The 17,471-nt window shown below is 51.7% G+C and carries 16 protein-coding genes; 9 read left to right on the top strand and 7 right to left on the bottom strand.

The annotated features are described in order from the left end of the window. Positions 1-40: 40 nt before the first annotated feature. Positions 41-583 carry a multiheme c-type cytochrome gene (locus AB1483_01395; protein ID MEW6411108.1) on the bottom strand — a complete coding sequence of 181 codons (543 nt, stop codon included), beginning with the start codon at positions 581-583 and terminating at the stop codon, positions 41-43. Between the two features lie 190 nt (positions 584-773). On the opposite strand from AB1483_01395, the gene AB1483_01390 reads away from it, so the two are divergent. The 3 genes from AB1483_01390 (at position 774) to AB1483_01380 (ending at position 4,848) form a co-directional block, all read left to right on the top strand. Beyond that, positions 774-1,985 carry a glycosyltransferase family 4 protein gene (locus AB1483_01390; protein MEW6411107.1) on the top strand — a complete coding sequence of 404 codons (1,212 nt, stop codon included), beginning with the start codon at positions 774-776 and terminating at the stop codon, positions 1,983-1,985. Positions 1,986-2,207: 222 nt separating this feature from the next. Further along, positions 2,208-3,311 carry a UDP-N-acetylglucosamine 2-epimerase (non-hydrolyzing) gene (wecB, locus tag AB1483_01385; protein MEW6411106.1) on the top strand — a complete coding sequence of 368 codons (1,104 nt, stop codon included), beginning with the start codon at positions 2,208-2,210 and terminating at the stop codon, positions 3,309-3,311. Positions 3,312-3,420: 109 nt separating this feature from the next. Next, positions 3,421-4,848: an aminotransferase class V-fold PLP-dependent enzyme gene (locus AB1483_01380; protein MEW6411105.1), complete on the top strand. Its 1,428-nt coding sequence runs from the start codon at positions 3,421-3,423 to the stop codon at positions 4,846-4,848. A gap of 47 nt (positions 4,849-4,895) precedes the next feature. Here AB1483_01380 and AB1483_01375 read toward each other — a convergent pair whose 3' ends face one another. Continuing rightward, positions 4,896-5,666: a type III pantothenate kinase gene (locus AB1483_01375; GenBank protein ID MEW6411104.1), complete on the bottom strand. Its 771-nt coding sequence runs from the start codon at positions 5,664-5,666 to the stop codon at positions 4,896-4,898. A gap of 63 nt (positions 5,667-5,729) precedes the next feature. Continuing rightward, on the bottom strand, positions 5,730-6,029 hold the full coding sequence (locus AB1483_01370; protein MEW6411103.1) for a hypothetical protein: 300 nt from the start codon (positions 6,027-6,029) through the stop codon (positions 5,730-5,732). Positions 6,030-6,225: 196 nt separating this feature from the next. Between AB1483_01370 and AB1483_01365 the strand changes: the two genes are divergently transcribed. The 5 genes from AB1483_01365 (at position 6,226) to AB1483_01345 (ending at position 10,479) form a co-directional block, all read left to right on the top strand. Then, a complete protein-coding gene (locus tag AB1483_01365; protein MEW6411102.1) occupies positions 6,226-6,687 on the top strand; it encodes a hypothetical protein in 462 nt (153 codons plus the stop codon). Between the two features lie 40 nt (positions 6,688-6,727). Beyond that, complete coding sequence (locus AB1483_01360; protein MEW6411101.1) at positions 6,728-7,402, top strand: DUF116 domain-containing protein; 675 nt, start codon at positions 6,728-6,730, stop codon at positions 7,400-7,402. After that, complete coding sequence (locus AB1483_01355) at positions 7,386-7,820, top strand: GNAT family N-acetyltransferase (protein MEW6411100.1); 435 nt, start codon at positions 7,386-7,388, stop codon at positions 7,818-7,820. Before AB1483_01360 ends, AB1483_01355 begins: the two co-directional genes overlap by 17 nt. Positions 7,821-7,945: 125 nt before the next feature. After that, entirely contained in the window at positions 7,946-9,457 is a 1,512-nt protein-coding gene (locus AB1483_01350) for a c-type cytochrome (GenBank protein MEW6411099.1), read from the top strand. Beyond that, positions 9,454-10,479 carry a hypothetical protein gene (locus AB1483_01345; protein ID MEW6411098.1) on the top strand — a complete coding sequence of 342 codons (1,026 nt, stop codon included), beginning with the start codon at positions 9,454-9,456 and terminating at the stop codon, positions 10,477-10,479. Before AB1483_01350 ends, AB1483_01345 begins: the two co-directional genes overlap by 4 nt. A 78-nt stretch (positions 10,480-10,557) precedes the next feature. Here the strand turns inward: AB1483_01345 and AB1483_01340 are convergent, their stop codons facing one another. From AB1483_01340 to AB1483_01325, 4 genes are all read right to left on the bottom strand, one after another. Beyond that, positions 10,558-11,115, bottom strand: a complete 558-nt coding sequence (locus AB1483_01340) for a TlpA disulfide reductase family protein (protein MEW6411097.1) — start codon at positions 11,113-11,115, stop codon at positions 10,558-10,560. A 121-nt stretch (positions 11,116-11,236) separates the two neighbouring features. Further along, positions 11,237-11,770, bottom strand: coding sequence for a DUF255 domain-containing protein (locus AB1483_01335; protein MEW6411096.1), 534 nt, complete (start codon positions 11,768-11,770; stop codon positions 11,237-11,239). A gap of 14 nt (positions 11,771-11,784) precedes the next feature. Then, complete coding sequence (locus AB1483_01330; GenBank protein MEW6411095.1) at positions 11,785-15,237, bottom strand: DNA polymerase III subunit alpha; 3,453 nt, start codon at positions 15,235-15,237, stop codon at positions 11,785-11,787. Between the two features lie 233 nt (positions 15,238-15,470). Then, the gene (locus AB1483_01325) at positions 15,471-15,686 is read right to left on the bottom strand and encodes a PEP-CTERM sorting domain-containing protein (GenBank protein ID MEW6411094.1); all 216 of its coding nucleotides are present in this window, start codon (positions 15,684-15,686) and stop codon (positions 15,471-15,473) included. 717 nt (positions 15,687-16,403) lie between these two features. On the opposite strand from AB1483_01325, the gene recA reads away from it, so the two are divergent. Next, complete coding sequence (gene recA, locus AB1483_01320; GenBank protein MEW6411093.1) at positions 16,404-17,447, top strand: recombinase RecA; 1,044 nt, start codon at positions 16,404-16,406, stop codon at positions 17,445-17,447. Positions 17,448-17,471 lie beyond the last annotated feature (24 nt).

Genomic DNA, 17,471 nt, shown 5'->3' with positions numbered 1-17,471 from the left:
CCTTTAGAGTTTACTAATTTCTTACTCGGAATCGAGTCGGTTATTCCTCGAATGCGTGCACTTTGCCTTTGGAAGCTTCGAAATCGAACGGCTTGAAATTCGGGTTGCCTTCTTCCTTGTGGCACTGGGTGCAGTGTTCGGCTGTCGGGTAAATCAATCCGGCATCCATCGCCATCTTCTTGTAACCGGCCGGATCGCCACTCCATTTTGGCTTGCTCATGATTTTGGGCGACTTATACTCAGAACCGGCACCGTGGCAGGCTTCGCACTGAACGCCTTCAAGCAGCGTGCCATCGGCGAGCTTGCCTGTGACGTGACATGGGGTAACGCATTCCGGCTTGGCCTTGTCTTCATCCGTGAGAACGGTGAACGCTTTGGCATGACCGGTTTCCAGCCATGAGTTGAACTGGACCTTATGACAGACCTTGGCGCATTTTTCGGCCCCGACAAATTCGGCCTTGGCGCCTTCTTTGGCCTCAGTCTTGGCCTCGGTTTTGGTCTCTTCTTGAGCCACGGCGAGCATGGCGGCAAAGGCCAAAAGCGCGAAACCTAACAGGGCAATAACCACTAACTTACGCATCATACTACCTCTTTGAAGTTATCTGTTAACCCTTATACAATTAGTTTTGGTTTCAGGTTCGCAACCCGAAAAAAATATTGAGCATTTCCAACGGAGTCAAGCGTTTAAAAGAAAAATATTAAAAAGGAGCGGGCCGGGCAGAAAAATCTTGCGTAAACCCGTAAAAGATGATAGACTTACAGTCTGTGGGCCTATGAAGATTCTCATTGTAACTCAACATTTCCCTCCGGAGAGGGGAGCGGTTAGACGTCTCTTTGAATTCGCCCGATACTTCGTTAGCAAAGGTCATCAGGTATCGGTTCTCACTGCTATGCCCAATTATCCGGATGGAATAGTCCCGCCCCGTTATCGTGGGCGTTTTTACTTTAAAGAGGAAATGGATGGTGTCCAGGTTCATCGCAGTTGGGTGCTGCCGGCTTCTAACAGTCAGCCGACCAAGCGGATGGTCGGGTTTATAAGTTTCCTGACAACCTCCATCCTCAATTCATTTCGATTAAAAGACCGTTTTGATGTCGTCATAGCTTCGTCGCCGCCGGTCACGACCCCGGTGATTGGCTATATCCTCAGCAGAATTAGAAAGAGCAAATTTGTCCTTGAGATTCGTGACCTGCAGCCCGAGTCGAGCGAGGACTTTGGTAATCTCAGCCGTTCACCGTTCACGCGGCTATTGAAGAAAATGATGCACCATCTTTATCGCAAGGCCGACGCGGTAGTCCCGGTGACCCAGGGGATAACTGATTATCTTCTCGGCCTTGGATTGGATGAGAAGAAGGTGACGACGGTTAAGTCGGGCGTGAGTCGCGAGTTCATAGATTCCGACTCCAACGGCATACGCAAAAAATTCGGGTTGGAGGAGAAGTTTCTTGTCATTTACGCCGGTACTCTGGGATGGGCCCACTCCCTGGAGACTCTTGTCGAGGCGGCGCGACAGTTGACTGACCAACCCGATATATATTTCGCCTTTATTGGCGATGGGCAGAAAAAGAAGGTTCTTGAGGGAATGGTCAGAGACTACGGTCTTAAAAATGTCGGCTTCTTCGGTCTTCAGCCCCTTGAGACCATCCCTTATTTCCTTCGTGCCGGTGATGTCCTGGTGCACAGTATGAAAGATGTGCCGGTGACAAAAGGTTCGCTGCCGAGCAAGTTGTTCGAATACATGGCGTCAGGTAAGCCGATCATCTATGGCTCATCCGGCGGTGAGGCTGTTTCGGAGTTGGAGCTGGCCGGAGGAGCGCTTTCTTTCCAGGCAGATGATGCTGACCGTCTGACTCAACTCATAATGGCGCTCAAGACCGGAGAAATCGACGGCGTAGCGCTGGGGCAGAAGTACCACGAGCATGTCACCCGCAATCACTGTCGTGAAAAATGGGCGGAGAGATACCTGTCGTTTTTGGACAGCATCTGATTTGCAACTTGTGACCACCGATACCGCGTTCGCATCATTTTAGCTCCATATAAATGTTTACCCGCTAACAACTAAACATTTTTGTAACCATTTGCGGCAACTGTCTGTCTTGGGGGGCAAAATCGGTTGCAAATCGCGGTGTTATAGTGTTATAGTTAGTACTTTACAAAACCATTACCAGCCGCACCGTCCGGATTGTTGACGGGGAGATTGAAAACCAGGATGCGTAGATACAGACTAGTGTTAATCGTGGGGGCCAGGCCGAATTTCATGAAATCGGCGCCGCTTCTGGCGCAACTTAAGAAATATCCTGACAAATTCGAGACGGTCCTTATTCACACCGGACAGCATTATGATCACAATCTTTCTCAGCTGTTTTTCGAGCAGCTGAAGATGTCGCAACCGGATGTTTATCTTGGTGTCGGTTCCGGGACGCACGCCGAGCAGACGGGCAGTATTATGGTCGGGCTGGAAAAAGAACTGATCAGGCTTCGTCCCGACCTGGTAGTTGTTTTTGGTGACGTCAATTCCACAATCGCCGCGGCAATCGTGGCGGCCAAATTGTGCCTCAAATTGGCTCATGTCGAGGCCGGATTGCGCAGTTTCGACAACCGGATGCCGGAGGAAATCAACCGCATTGTCACCGACAGGTTGTCAGATTATTTGTTCGTGACCGAGGATGCCGGGATGGTGAATCTTGAGGCCGAGGGTGTTTCCCGTGAAAAGGTTTTTTACACCGGTAATATCATGATAGACTCATTGGTTGCCAACTTGGAAATCGCCGGCGGCAGCGACATCCTCGGCAGGCTGTCTTTGGAGCCAAGGAGCTATGTGGCTATGACCATGCACCGGCCATCGAATGTCGATGATCCGGAGGTTCTGGGCAGGCTTATGTCTTGTATCGAAAAGATAAGCGAAAAACTCCCCGTCGTCTTTCCCTGCCATCCTCGCACTCGCAGTCGCATTGAGCAGTTTGGGTTGGGCGCAGGATCGACCGGGACAGGCCTCCGTCTCATCGAGCCTCTGGGTTATCTGGATTTCCTTAAACTTCAATCCGAGGCGCGTATAGTGTTGACCGATAGCGGTGGTATCCAGGAGGAGACTACCTATCTGGGCATACCGTGTATTACGATGCGCGAAAACACTGAACTTCTGGCCACTATCGACGAGGGCACGAATACTCTTTGTGGGACCGATCCAGAGTGCATTTTAGCTACTGTGGAACAGATACTGGATGGAAGAGGTAAAAAGGGGACGATTCCGCGACTCTGGGACGGTCGCAGTTCGGAGCGCATTGTCGATGTACTAGCGCAGAAACTTGGCTAGGTGCATGCCGGACTCAAAGCCACTTGTCGAAATCGGTTTTAATCTGTTTGCTTTATCGAGGCATTTACCTATATTAGCCCAGAGCCAAAAGTAATATCGAGGTACGGATATGTCTAAACCAGTCAGTGTCTTAGCTGATACGAAGAAAATTACGATAAAGGATCTGCCGGGACTTCTCATCGGCGCTGAGACGACGGTGCCGACACTGCACGGTCCGCAGAAGTATATTAATTTCGATAACGCGGCTTCCACGCCGACCTTTTCTCATATAGCCGATTCAGTAACATCGTTCTTGCGCTGGTACTCCAATGTTCACCGTGGAACAGGGTTCAAGTCCCAATTGTCGAGTTGGGCCTTTGAGCGGTCGCGTGATATCGTTGCTGATTTTGTAGGCGCCGATTTGAGCAAGCAGGTTGTCATTTTTACGAAAAATTCAACCGAAGCGCTCAACAAAATGGCCAACCGGCTGCCGCTGACCAAACAGGATATCGTTCTTACGACCCTAATGGAGCATCATTCCAACGAACTTCCGTGGAGAAGGGTGGCGAAGGTCGAGCATATCGGGCTAAACGATAACGGTACCATATCCACAGACGACTTTCTGGCGAAGCTGAAACGTTACGGCTCCAAAATAAAGCTCGTGGCCATCACGGGCGCCTCCAACGTGACAGGTTATATCAACGATATTGATTTCTTCGCCTGCGAGACGCACAAGATTGGCGCGAAGATCCTGGTCGATGCCGCCCAGTTGGCACCGCACCGTCCCGTTGACATGAAGGCCAACAATAAAGAGTGCATGCTTGATTATCTTGTTTTCTCCGCCCACAAGGTCTACGCGCCGTTCGGGGTGGGGGTGCTTATTGGTGAGCGGGAGACTTTCGAGCGGGGTGATCCGGAGGAAGTCGGTGGAGGTGTGGTTGACATAGTCACGCTCGAAGATGCTTACTGGACCGATCTCCCGGAGAAGGAAGAGGCCGGGACGCCGGATATCATCGGGGTGGTGGCTCTGGCCAAGGTCATCCAGATGATTCAGCAGATTGGCTGGGATGAGATCATTCGTCATGAGGCCCAGTTGACAGCCTATGCTCTGGAGAAGCTGAAAGAAATTCCTTCGGTTGAGCTCTATGGTGACGCCGACCCAAAGAATGCCGCCCAAAGGCTTGGTGTAATATCGCTGAATGTCGGCGATTTGCCGCATGCGTTGGTAGCGGCGATTTTGAGCTATGAGGGAGCTATCGGGGTGAGGTCGGGTTGTTTCTGCGCTCACCTTTATGTCAAGTCGCTGTTGAAAGTGAGTGACGACGAATCGAGGGTGTTGGAAGAAGAGATTCTCGCCCGCGACCGCTCTCACCTGCCGGGGACGATTCGCGTGTCGTTCGGTATATACAATACCAAAGATGAGATTGACCGATTCCTGGGGATGATTCGCAAGATAGCGGCAGGAGACTATTTCAAAGACTATGTCCTCAACAAGGAAAAAGGGGAATACGCTCCGAAAGGTTTCGAGCTGGATTTCCAGCAGTATTATAAGCTTTGAAGCGATGTTTGCGATGAAAGCGATAAAGGCGCCCGAGAGGCGCCTTTTTATTTGGCGTTAAGGCCGGCTATGAGCCGAAGACCTTCGAGAGTGAGATTCGGCTCTATCGTCTTGATATGTTTTGAATATTTGTCGATGCCGCGCGAGAAGCCGCCGGTGCCCACAATCGTGCACCCTTTAAAGCCGGTTTCTTCGAGGACCTTATCAATCAAGTAGTCAACCTGTCCAATCGTTCCGTAAAACAACCCGGACTTAAGGGCGCCCGCGGTGGATTTGCCGACTACGAAATCTGGCGGCTCGATACGAACTTCGAACAGGCGAGCCGCTCGTTTTGCCAGCTCCGCCATGGATGTTTCCGGGCCCGGCAGGAGTATTCCGCCAACGTAGGCGGCTTTGTTGTCGACGATATCAAAATTCGTGGCGGTGCCGAAATCGACAACTATGACCGGTCCGCCGAATTTGGTGAAGCCGGCCACCGCGTTGGCGATTCGATCGGCGCCTACCTGGTCGGGTTGGTCAATTTCGATAGTGATCGGCAATTTCAGTTTGTGCGATACAATTATAGGAAGACAACCAAGGTGCCTTTTCGAAGTAATTTCAAACGTGGTGGTCAGCGGCGGTACGACGGAACTGATTATGACAACCTCCACGTCCTCAGCGGACAGGCTCATTCTTTCGAGCCAGCCGGTAATCACAAAACCGGCCTCATCGGCCGTCATACCGTGCCGGGTGGATAGGCTGAAGCGGTCCTTAAGAATTGTCTCTTTGAAAAGACCTACCACGATAGTGGTGTTGCCGATGTCTATAGCCAGAAGCATGGTGGAATATAGCCGTTTTGCCCATCAATCGTCAAGTCCGGGTATATCCCCGCCTGTCTTATCTTAGTTGACGGCCGGTCCGCTGCCGTGAGGCGGTTGTGAGGCAATGTCGCGATTGATTTTTTCGGCCGATTTATAGGCATCGTACATGCCGTAGATAAACAAGACAGGGGTACTTATGATCCCGATTGGCAACAGTATGATTGAGGCAATAAACAGCCAGGAGATTGTGTAAGCCACGATGAAGAGTATTCCTTTGGCTATCTGGCCGTTATAGATCTGCCCCAGCCCCATATAGAAAAACGAAAACACGGCGGCAAGGCCGGGATTTTTGAAAAACCTGGGCGGTGGTTGATAAGTCACTGTGAACTCCCGCGCGCAAAAGTTATTGATACCTGCTTATAATACTACGGCTCATAAGCTTAATTCAACGCCTTTTTGAAGTATTTTTCCCTCTGAATATTGTCCACCGAAACGCCGATAATCAGTAATAATGAGGCATATTATACCTTTAGGCATGGCCACAATTCTGAGCCTTATCCTTGGCTGTAGCGGCGGTATGGACACCGTAAAAGCCAGGTATCTCGGCCAGAGGCCGGTGGCTGATCCGGTTGCCGTGACCGCCCAGAAAGAGTCAAGGCCGGATGAACCGCGGCTTTCACAGGCAAAAGAGTTGTACGGGCGAGGCTCGCTGGATAGCTGCCTGACGATTGTCGATAGAGAGCTATCGCTCAACCCCGACCGTTGGCAAGCCTATTATCTGAAAGGCATGATTCAAACAGAAAGAGATGAGTTCGAGCAGAGTCTGGAGACCCTCCGGATGGCTCTTCGACATTGCCCTAATACAGCAACCGATCGTTCATTAATTTACGTGGCTCTGGGGAATTGCTACGAGAAAAGTGGTCAAACAGCGCGCGCTCAGCAGAATTTTATTACCGCATTCAATCTCAATCCCCAGTCAGAGCAGGCCAGAAGCGGCATAGAGAGGCTTAAACCGCTCACCAGCCTTGAGGGCAAATAAAATTGTGTCGCCCGTGCGGCCCTTTTTCTATATTGGGCCCATGGACAGCAAGCATCCCACCTACCGTCTCGGACCGGATTTCACCGCAAAGCTAGATAAATTCGTCAGCGAATTCATCAAGTCGGGATTCGATACTTTTTCCGAGGAGTTTTCCCGAGTCGAGGGTTTTGTCGAGCGAGCCAAAGCCGACACGGGTCGCGATGACAGTGAGCTTCGTCAGTCGGAGAAAGAAAAGTATCTGCTGGAGATGGTCGCTTTCAAGATTTATGATCAGATCAACCGGGAGAAATTCAACAAGGCCAAAAACACCCTGATAATCATGCCGGACTGCCTTTCTATTCACGAGAAGGAGTGTGAGAAAGTGGAAAAGCGGTATGGCTATTTTTGCAAAAGGTGTTTGCCGACCTGTCAGGCATATCAGGTTGGTGATCTGGCCGCGAAATACGGTTTGAAGATTGTCTTTTCCAAACGCAAACTGACCGAACAGATTGAATACTTTGCCGCTAAGATGGAAGACTTGAGCGTTATCGGCATAGCGTGTATCATGATGCTGGCTTCGGGAATGCGCACGGCGGCCGATGTTGGCGTGCCGGCGCGCGGCGTGCTTCTCAATTTTACCGGATGCGAACACTGGAACGATGAGCCGTTCGCATCCGAATTCGCCTGGTCGTCGTTGAAGGCGATTCTGGAGGAAAAATATGGCCCGCGAGATTAGGATACTTTCAATTGATGACTACGATGATATTATCAGGGTTTGGTCCATTGCCGGCCTGCCTTACAAACCAAAGGGACGTGACAGCCGCGAGTCGATGGCCAGGGAAATGGCCAATTCAATCTGCGCTTTTTATGGTTTGTTTGAAGATGACGCGATGATCGGGGTGGTGATCGCGAATTTTGATGGTCGCCGGGGATGGATAAATCGACTGGCTATCGATCCGGACTTTCGGGGAAAACAGCTGGCCGGTGAGCTTATTGCGCACGCCGAGGAATTTTTAAGGGAAAGGGGGGCAGTGGTTATATGCGCACTCATTGAGGAAATTAACTATCCGTCGATTTCATGTTTTCAAAATAACGGCTACAGGTGCGAGCACAACATCAAATACTTTACCAAGAGACCGTCGATGGATGCCTGAGCCAAAAGGGGACTTTTTTGGCCTATGCTGCACTTTTTGACTCAATGAGACTTGCGTCACGCATTTTGTTTTTATAAAATAGAGCCACAATCAATTAAACTACCAAAAGGAGTGGAGTTACTGGTATGAACTATCCCTTCTGGGACGTGGACATCGGTTATGGGATACTGATGGCTGTCGTAGCCGTGATTCACGTCTTTGTGTCGCACTTTGCGATCGGCGGCGGTCTTTATCTTGTGGTAGCCGAGCGATCGGCTCGCAGGAAAAATGACGAATTGATGCTGGGGTTTTTGAAAAAGCTCAGCAAGTTCTTCGTTCTCGTCACCGTGGTGTTCGGGGCTCTGACCGGCGTGGGCATCTGGTTCGTTATCGGTTTGTTGAACCCGGCCGCGACAGAGGCTCTGATTCACAACTTCGTCTGGGGCTGGGCAACGGAATGGACGTTCTTCTTGATGGAAATCACGGCCGCCCTGGTGTATTTCTACGGCTGGGACAAGATGTCGGCCAAAGCGCACATGTTTGTCGGCTGGGTTTATTTCGGCGCCGCGTGGATGTCGTTGTTCATCATCAACGGAATCGTAACTTTCATGTTGACCCCGGGTGACTGGCTTGCCACAGGAAACTTCTGGGATGGATTTTTCAATCCCACGTTCTGGTCCTCACTCTGGCTGCGCACCGGGATCTCTATTATGCTGGCCGGTTTATATGCGCTGGTTGTAGCGGCGAGGTACAAAGCCGATGAATTCAAGGCCAGAGTAGTCAGGTACAACGCGATCTGGGCGCTGGTGGGATTGGCGGTGATGGTGCCTACGTTTTACTGGTACTGGAACGCCATTCCATCGGACATCGTGCAGAACGCCTGGGCCCAGATGCCAACACCAATCGCGAGTCTGTACGGGTCTTTCTGGAACGCCGGTCTGATATTGGTTTTGATTGTTGTCTTCGGGCTGCTCATTCCGAAACGTCACAACATGGTCGCCGCGATTCTTCTTATGATTTTCGGTTTGAGCTGGTTCGGCGAGTATGAGTGGCTGCGCGAATCAATTCGCAAGCCGTATGTGATTTCGGGCTACATGTATGGAAACGGCATCGAAGTCGCCAAAGCCGACCTTTACACCCGCGAAGGAATGCTGGAGCATATGACTTTCCGCACGGGTGATGATGGGGCCGACCTGTTTCGGCGGGCCTGTCGGAGCTGTCACACCAGAGGCGGATACAAGGCGCTCAAGCCGGCCCTCGATGGAACCGACACGGCCTTCATCGCCGCTTCGGTGCGTGGTATCAACGTAATCAAGGGCAATATGCCGCCATTCACGGGTACTCCTCAGGAGGCAGACCTGATTGCCGCGCATCTCTACGCCAGACTTGACAATCGGCATCTGAGCGAAATCTACAAGCTGAGCGGTGTGGCGCTCGGGAAGAAGGTCTATGAGGTCCGCTGCGGTCGTTGTCATGAAATCGGCGGCTTCAATGATAAATGGGCAACGCTGGCCGGGCTCACGGCTGATGATCTCAGCGACCTGCTGGATATGGCGGCTGATTTAGGCGAAGAGATGCCGGCGTTTACCGGTGATGATGTCGAGCGGAAGGCGTTGATCGAATATCTGCTGTCGTTAAACAAAGGGGGGACGCAATGAATTTACCTGACTACAATTTCCTGTCGGCGCCTCTCTGGCTGGTCAACGTGCTGCACATAGTGACGCTGACACTGCATCTGGTGGCGATGAATTTTCTTCTTGGCGGAGTGATAATTCTGCTGTTCGGGAAATTCAACGATCGATGGAGTCACCCGGTGGTGCAGAAGTTCATCAAGCTCTTTCCGAATATCATGGCGGCTACGGTCACTATCGGCGTGGCGCCACTACTGTTCGCCCAGCTTGTTTTAGCCAAGCCGGTGTATGCCGCGTCGATTGTCAGCGGATGGTTCTGGCTGATGATATTCGTGGTGGCCATCATTGCCTATTATTTCATGTACGCGGCGTCGTTTGTCACCGGACGTGAGAACAAGCGGGTCAACGTATTTTTGTGGATTACGCTCGTGGGTCTTCTGTACATCTCATTCGTATACAGTTCCGTGTTTTCCCTCGCGGAGCGGCCGGAGCTGTACGCCTCCATGTATGCCGGCCACCAGGGCGGACTGATCATAAATCCAGATTTAGGCTCTTATATCTTCCGATGGCTCCATATGATCCTCGGAGCGATAACGGTGGGTGGCTTTTTCGTCGGGCTGCTGGGGAAAGACGACGAAGGCGCTTTCAAGATCGGAAAGACATTCTACCTGTGGGGGATGGTGGCGGCGATGGTGATCGGTCTGGCCTATCTGTTCATGTTCGGAGAGTATATTCTGCCGTTTATGCGGAGTACGGCGGCGTGGGCATTGCTGATTGCGATTATTCTCTCACTGGGTTCGCTGCACTTTTTCTTCAAGAAGAAGTTTCTGGCGGCGTCGCTTATGCTGTTTCTTTCGATGATCGCAATGGTATGGATTCGCCACACGGTGAGGTTGCTGTTTCTGGACGGCAAGTTCGACCCGGCTTCGCTTCCGGTCAGTCCGCAGTGGTCGATCTTCGTGATATTTTTGATTCTATTTTTGGTCGCTGTCGGTCTGGTCTGGTATATGCTGAAGCTTTTCGTTTCGGGAAAAGGTCAGGCAGCCTGACAGGCGGATAAAAAGGATAAAAGAAGGGTGAACCGAATTTACGGTTCACCCTTTGTTGTTTGCGGTGATTTGATTGGCTTAGCTGCGAAGCGCCAGTTCGAAGGCGTCTTTGAAAGTCTGGTAATCGCGGGGTCCGACGAAGCGGCCGATTTCGTTGCCATTGCGGTCGATGAAGATCGTCGTTGGCACGCCGGTGATGCCGTAGCGTATTCCAAGGTTCTGGTCGCCCATGAGCATGATCCAGTTCATGCCGTTTTGCTCAGAGAAGGTCCTGACATTTTCGGGAGAGTCGCGCACCGCCAGGCCTATCATTTCGATCTGGTCGGAGGTGTATTCGTTATAGACTTTAACGAGGTCGGGTATTTCCTTGCGGCAGGGCGGGCACCAGGTGCCCCAGAAATTCAGTACTACCGGTTTTTTGCCGACCCACTCTCTCGAGTCGCGGAGACCGCCCTCAAGATCATAGGCCTTAAAGACGAACATGCCGTTTTCGCCGATTGTCCCGGTGGTGTCGACGGCTGGGTTGTTCTGTGCGGACTGATCGTTAGTCTGGTCGGCCGCTTGCTGGGAACCGCACGATGCCAGAAGCAGCATTATCCCCAGTAGCAGATTCAGGTGGATGAATTTTCTAAGCATATAATTTTCCTTCTTGTCAATTTTCGAATTCACCGGCGGTAAGTTAATAAATACTAACGCCTGAGCAAGGGGAAATTGCGTTTTCCCCCTGGGTGTTTTTGCCGCCGAAGAGACTATCGGATTATTGTTTGCCGCCTTCCGTCGATGTTGAATCCTGATATTTGTAATCCTTGACGTAGGTCAGGGCTTCGAGCATGTATTCGGTGGTTCGATACCCGCCGATGGGGGCGAGCTTGCTTCCATCGGATTTCAAAAACCAGAAAGTCGGGTAGCCGCGCACGCCGAATTCCCGAATGGCGAGATTCCGCTCTGTTATTTTGTAACCGTCGATATCCAGCTCTTTCGACGACTCGCCATCGACCTTGACCGGGACGAAGTCGTTGTTGAGGATATCAATCACCCGCTGGTCGGAGAATGTTTCACGATCCATTTTTTTGCAGTATCCGCACCAGGCGGCGGTGAAATCGATAAATATGTGTTTTTCTTCTGTTTTCGCTTTTTTGAGGGCGATATCGTAGGACAGCCAGACTATTTCCTTCTTTGTTTCTTCGGGCGGTTTCTTTTCTTTCTCCGGTTCATTTTTTGATCCCGACAGCGCGACAGAGGCGAGTGCGGTTAGGAGTATGGCGATTAGTGAGATCCTGGCAATTTTCATAAGTGATTCCGGTTTTATTGAAATTCGTCCTTTTTGCTTAGCGGTCTTAAGAAGGCCGCCGATTCACCGAGCAATTCCTTGAGGCTGTTCAAAAGCGCGAAATCCGGTCTGACGGCATATTTCCGAGACTTGATATAGACTTCCGAGCCGTTTTCCTGAGCCGCCAACAGCACCGGAGCATCGCCTTTGTACTGGTCCAGAGAATCCAGAGCCTTCTCAATCTTGCTGTCGGAACACTCTCGATCAATCTTTATAACCAGTTGACAGCTAAACCGTTCCGAAAGTTTTTCCAGCGGCATCACTTCGGAGCAGATGATTTTCGAAGCTTCACCCTCGCGGGTCGATACCCGTCCTGTCACCAGGCACATCTGCTCCTCAACGATACAATCTTTGCTCTTGTCGTAACACTCGGCAAAAACAATGAGTTCCACCGAGCCGGAGTAGTCTTCCAGGGTGATGAAGGCCATCATGTTGCCCTTTTTGTCGAGCATTCTTTTCACTGAAGAAACGACCCCTCCCACGGTAACTTCTTTCTGGTCAGCCGCCCGCCCGAGTTCACCTATGCGATAGGTGGTGAAATAGGCCATCTCATCTTTGTATTTGTCGAGCGGGTGTCCGGAGATATAATAACCGAGCATGGCTTTTTCCTGAGCCAGTTTGGCGCTGTTAGACCACTCCGGTATGTCGGGAAGCGGCGGGGCGACGCGCTCGATGGTGCCGCCGGTGTCGGCAAAAAGATCGTGCGAAGAGCTGTTTTCTGAGATTTTGTGGCCAAACTCCAGCATTGCCTCAACCGCTTCATATTTTTGTGCCCGGTTACCTTCGAGTGAATCGCACGCTCCGCCGGCGATAAGCGACTCCAGGGTACGGCGATTGATTGCCTTGAGCGCAACCCTGCTGACAACATCCTCCAGCTTCGCGAACGGTCCCCCGTTGATTCTTTCTTCCACAATCGAACGCGCCGGACCTTCCCCCACGTTCTTGACCGCCATCAAGCCGAACCTGATTTTTCCGTCAACGACGGAGAAATCGACTTTTGATTCGTTTATATCCGGCGGGAGCACTTCTATGTTCATGCGGCGGCATTCTTCGAGAAGCTGGTAGATGCGGTCGGAGTTATTAATTTCGGACGACATGAGGGCGGCCATGAATTCGCGCGGGTGGTAGTGTTTGAGCCAGGCGGTCTGATAGGCGACGAAAGCGTAGCAAGTGGCGTGGGCTTTATTGAATCCGTAACGGGCGAACGTCTCGATCTGGTTGAAGACCTCTTCGGCGACTTTGCGGTCGATTTTGTTTTTATCGGACCCCTGAAGAAATTCCTTTTTCTGAGCCGCCATCAGAGCGGCGTCTTTTTTACCCATAGCTTTTCGGAGAAGATCGGCGGCTCCCATGCTGTAGCCGGCCAGGGAATTGGCGATGTGAAGTACCTGCTCCTGAAAGACAATAACGCCGTAGGTGCTTCCGAGAATCTGCTCCATCTTGGGATGGAGATACTTGATCCCTTTGGCGCCGCGCTTGCGTTCGATATAAATGTCTATCATATGAGAGTCGAGCGGCCCGGGGCGATAGAGAGCGTTCATGGCGGTGATATCGGTTAAGTTCTCCGGCGTGAGTTTGCGAAGATAGTCTCTCATGCCGGGCGATTCAAACTGGAAAATCCCGATCGTATCACCGCGGGCGAACAACTTGTATACTTCGGGGTCATCAAGAGGGAGGTTGTCTATATCGATTTCCGGCCCGCCGCTCTCTTTGACCATACGCAGAGTATCATCGATAACCGTCAGGGTGCGCAGGCCGAGGAAATCCATCTTGAGAAGGCCGATTTCTTCGACCATCTTCATATCGTACTGGGTGGTTATTTCATCGCGGGTACCTTTGAACAGCGGGACATAGTTTGTTAGCGCCGATGGCGCGATCACGACTCCGGCGGCGTGAGTCGAACAATGGCGCGCCAGGCCCTCAAGCGTGATAGAGTAATCGAGCAGCCGTTCAACGCGCTTGTCGGTCTGCTTAAGCTGGGCCAACTCCGGGACTTCTTTGAGCGCCGTCTCCAGCGTAATGCCAATGCGCTCGGGAACCATCTTGGCGATCTTGTCGACATCGCTGTACGGCATACCCAGCACCCGGCCGACATCGCGCACCACCCCGCGAGCCATCATGGTGCCAAACGTTATAATCTGACAGACATTTTCAGACCCGTACTTCTCGATCACGTACTGGATGATTTTGTCGCGGCCACGGTCGGCGAAGTCGATGTCTATATCGGGCATCGACACGCGCTCGGGATTGAGGAATCTTTCGAACAGCAGTTCAAACTTGATCGGGTCGATATTGGTGATTTTCAGGGCGTACGAGACCAGTGATCCGGCGGCGGATCCGCGGCCGGGACCAACCGGGATTTTCTGGGAGCGGGCGTAGTCGCAAAAATCCTTCACAATCAGAAAATAACCGGCGTAGCCCATTTGTTTGATCACGCCCAGTTCGTAATTGAGCCGCACCGAGATTTCGTCGGTGATTTGAGCATATCGATGTCTCAAGCCTTCCTCGCACAGGTGGCGCAGGTAGACATCGGGGTCGACGAAAGGTGTCGGTATCGGGAAGCGCGGGAGCTTGAGCTTGCCGAGTTCGAGTTCCAGGTGGCAGGATTCGGCGATGTGCACGGTGTTTTCGAGAGCTTCTTTAAAGTCGCCCAAAGCCGACTCCATCTCCTGAGGGGACTTGAAGTATATCTGATCGGTGGAATAGCGCATTCGGTCGGTATCCGAGACGACTTTCCCCGTCTGAATACAAAGCAGGGCGTCGTGCGCCGCATAGTCCTGCTGACGCAGATAGTGGCAGTCGTTCGTCGCCACCAATGGTATGCCGGTTTCGCGCGAGATAGCGTCGATCTTGGGAATCAGGGTCAATTCCTTTTCGAGACCGTGATTCTGTATTTCGAGATAGAAATTGCCCTTGCCGAATATGTCATTGAGTTCTCTCGCCGCGGCTACGGCTTCTTCGGTTCGGCCATTTATCAGATTCCAGTTGACCTCGCCTTTGAGGCAGGCGGACAGCGCTATTAGACCATCGGTGTGCAGGCGAAGAATCTCTTTATCGATTCGTGGGCGGTGGTAGAAGCCTTCCAGGAAAGCCGCTGACGCCAGCTTGATGAGATTTTTGTATCCGGTGTCGTCTTTGGCCAGCAACACCAGGTGGAAGCCGCCGTCGGGAAATCTGCTTGAGGGCTGTTTGTCGAAGCGGCTTCCGCCCGCGACGTATGCCTCACATCCAATTATCGGTTTCAGGCCGGCTTTGGTGGCTTTTTTGTAGAATTCGATCGCGCCGAAGAGATTGCCGTGGTCGGTAATAGCCAGGGCGGGCATTTTGTATTCGATGGCCATATCTATGACGTTGTCGAGGCGACAGGCGCCGTCAAGCAGCGAATACTGGCTGTGAGTATGAAGATGAACGAAATTAGCGTATTTCATTGTTCAGTCTTTGTAACATAGAGTGGCCGTATGTACCGAAATGTCACGATTGCGCTACCGACGAAAAAAGGTGAGTCTGTTTAAAATCATTTAAAATTTCGTGTGCAGTAATAGGTACGATGAAAGTGCGTCGCGGTCAATTACATTTTTGGTCTTGTTGTCTGACGGCGTCATAAAAAAGGCGGCCCTTGGTGAGCCGCCCTGCGTAAAAATGAGAAGGTGTGAGGTCGCAATTATTTCCTGATGCGGCGGTAGACGCCCGCCCCGGCAAGACCAGCCGCGAAAAGAATCAGGCTGGCAGGTTCAGGGGTCGGGGTTGTTTCGAGTTCGCACTCCTGCCGGTCGTAATGATATTCGGAGGAGCGACTGCGTTGGAAGAAGCCGCTCAATTCGGACTCGCCTTCGTGGCCGCCCGAAAATCGCTGCGAAGTGAACAGGGTGGGGTTCACACTGCCGCCGGGAGACGGCGCGTATGAACTGCCAGGTGTCCAATTCCAACCGCTCGGAAGTGTTGTCGTCGGCCTATTATTACCGAGCACCAGAGCCTGTGACGGATACGCGGTGGCCAAGACCAATACAACCACCGCAACTGTTAAGATTATTTTGCTATTTCTCATTAGCGTTATAAAGAGCCGTCAAAGCCGGATATACTATTCGGTTAATCCGGGGGACTTCGAAGGCTTTTTGTTCCTGTTAACTAAATTGTTCTCTCTAGCTGTCCCAAAAACCATACGTATATTGTAGCAATTCGTGTGCCTTAATTTGCGGGTTTCGTGGATTTTACGGTAGTGCTTGTAACTGGTTGTGGCGCAAAACCATTGGCTTACGCGCCGATAACGGAGATAACGGAGCCAGACAGTCTATATTAAAAGATGACTCCGACTGTTCACAAATGGCTAAATATGTGCATACTTTGGCGACAAGATGATAGAGGCGGATCGGTGGATTCCCTTCGCTTAGACCAGTTTGGCGGCCTGGAAATATGGGTCGCGTGAGGGCAGTGACATCGTAGAATTTTCTGCGGAGCCTGTATTTAGACTGACACTCCCTGTCAGGGCAATAAATTATTTTATTCTCGCGGAGAATGTGATATATTTTGAAATTGAACTCGCATAGGTTGTGTCATGAGCAAAAACAAAATAGAGATAAAGAAAGGCAGAGCAGATATGGCTTCTTTGGCAACTGCTCCTGACCGCAAGAAGGCGCTGGATGCCGCGCTGACCCAAATTGAGCGTTCTTTCGGCAAGGGTTCTATCATGCGGTTGGGTGATAATACGGTTTTGGAGATCGAAGTTATTCCTTCCGGATCGCTGGGGCTCGACTACGCTCTTGGTGTCGGCGGGATACCTCGCGGACGGGTTACGGAGATTTTCGGTCCGGAATCATCGGGTAAGACAACTTTGGCGCTTCACATAATCGCGGAAGCTCAGAAGCTTGGCGGGGTGGCGGCTTTTATAGATGCTGAGCACGCCCTCGATGCCACGTATGCCAAAGCCCTCGGCGTTGATATCGACAATCTTCTCGTTTCCCAACCGGATACGGGCGAGCAGGCCCTTGAAATTACCGAGACACTGGTTCGCTCGAGCGCGGTGGATATTATCGTCGTGGATTCTGTCGCGGCGTTGACGCCGAAGTCCGAGATCGAAGGAGACATGGGCGACAGCCACATGGGTCTTCAGGCCCGACTCATGTCGCAGGCTTTGAGGAAGCTTACGGCCATTATCAGTAAATCGAAAACGGCCGTCGTTTTTATCAATCAGATTCGTATGAAGATCGGCGTTATGTTCGGCAACCCGGAGACTACGACAGGTGGTAATGCGCTAAAGTTTTATTCGACGGTGCGGTTGGATATTCGCCGGATAGCTTCGATTAAGGACAATCAGGAGGTTATCGGTTCAAGAACCCGTGTCAGGGTTGTGAAAAATAAAGTGGCGCCTCCATTCAGGGAGACCGAGTTCGATATCATCTATGGCAAAGGTGTTTCTTCGAGCGGTGAGCTTCTCGATGTCGCCGTTGATAAAGGTATCGTGGACAAATCCGGAGCGTGGTTCAGCTATGGTTCGGATCGTTTGGGGCAGGGGCGCGAGAACGCCAAGCGTTTCCTCGAAGATACCCCTCAGGTGGCGGCGGAGGTTCTGTCGAAAGTCAAAGAGAAGCTCGGCATGAAGTACGAGCCTCTCGCTAAATCCGCGGTGGAAGAAGAAGCTTGATATTTATCCCGGGTGTTTCGGCAG

Source organism: Candidatus Zixiibacteriota bacterium (assembly GCA_040756055.1).
GTDB lineage: Bacteria > Zixibacteria > MSB-5A5 > GN15 > FEB-12.
This window is presented reverse-complemented; position numbering and strand designations above follow the sequence as displayed.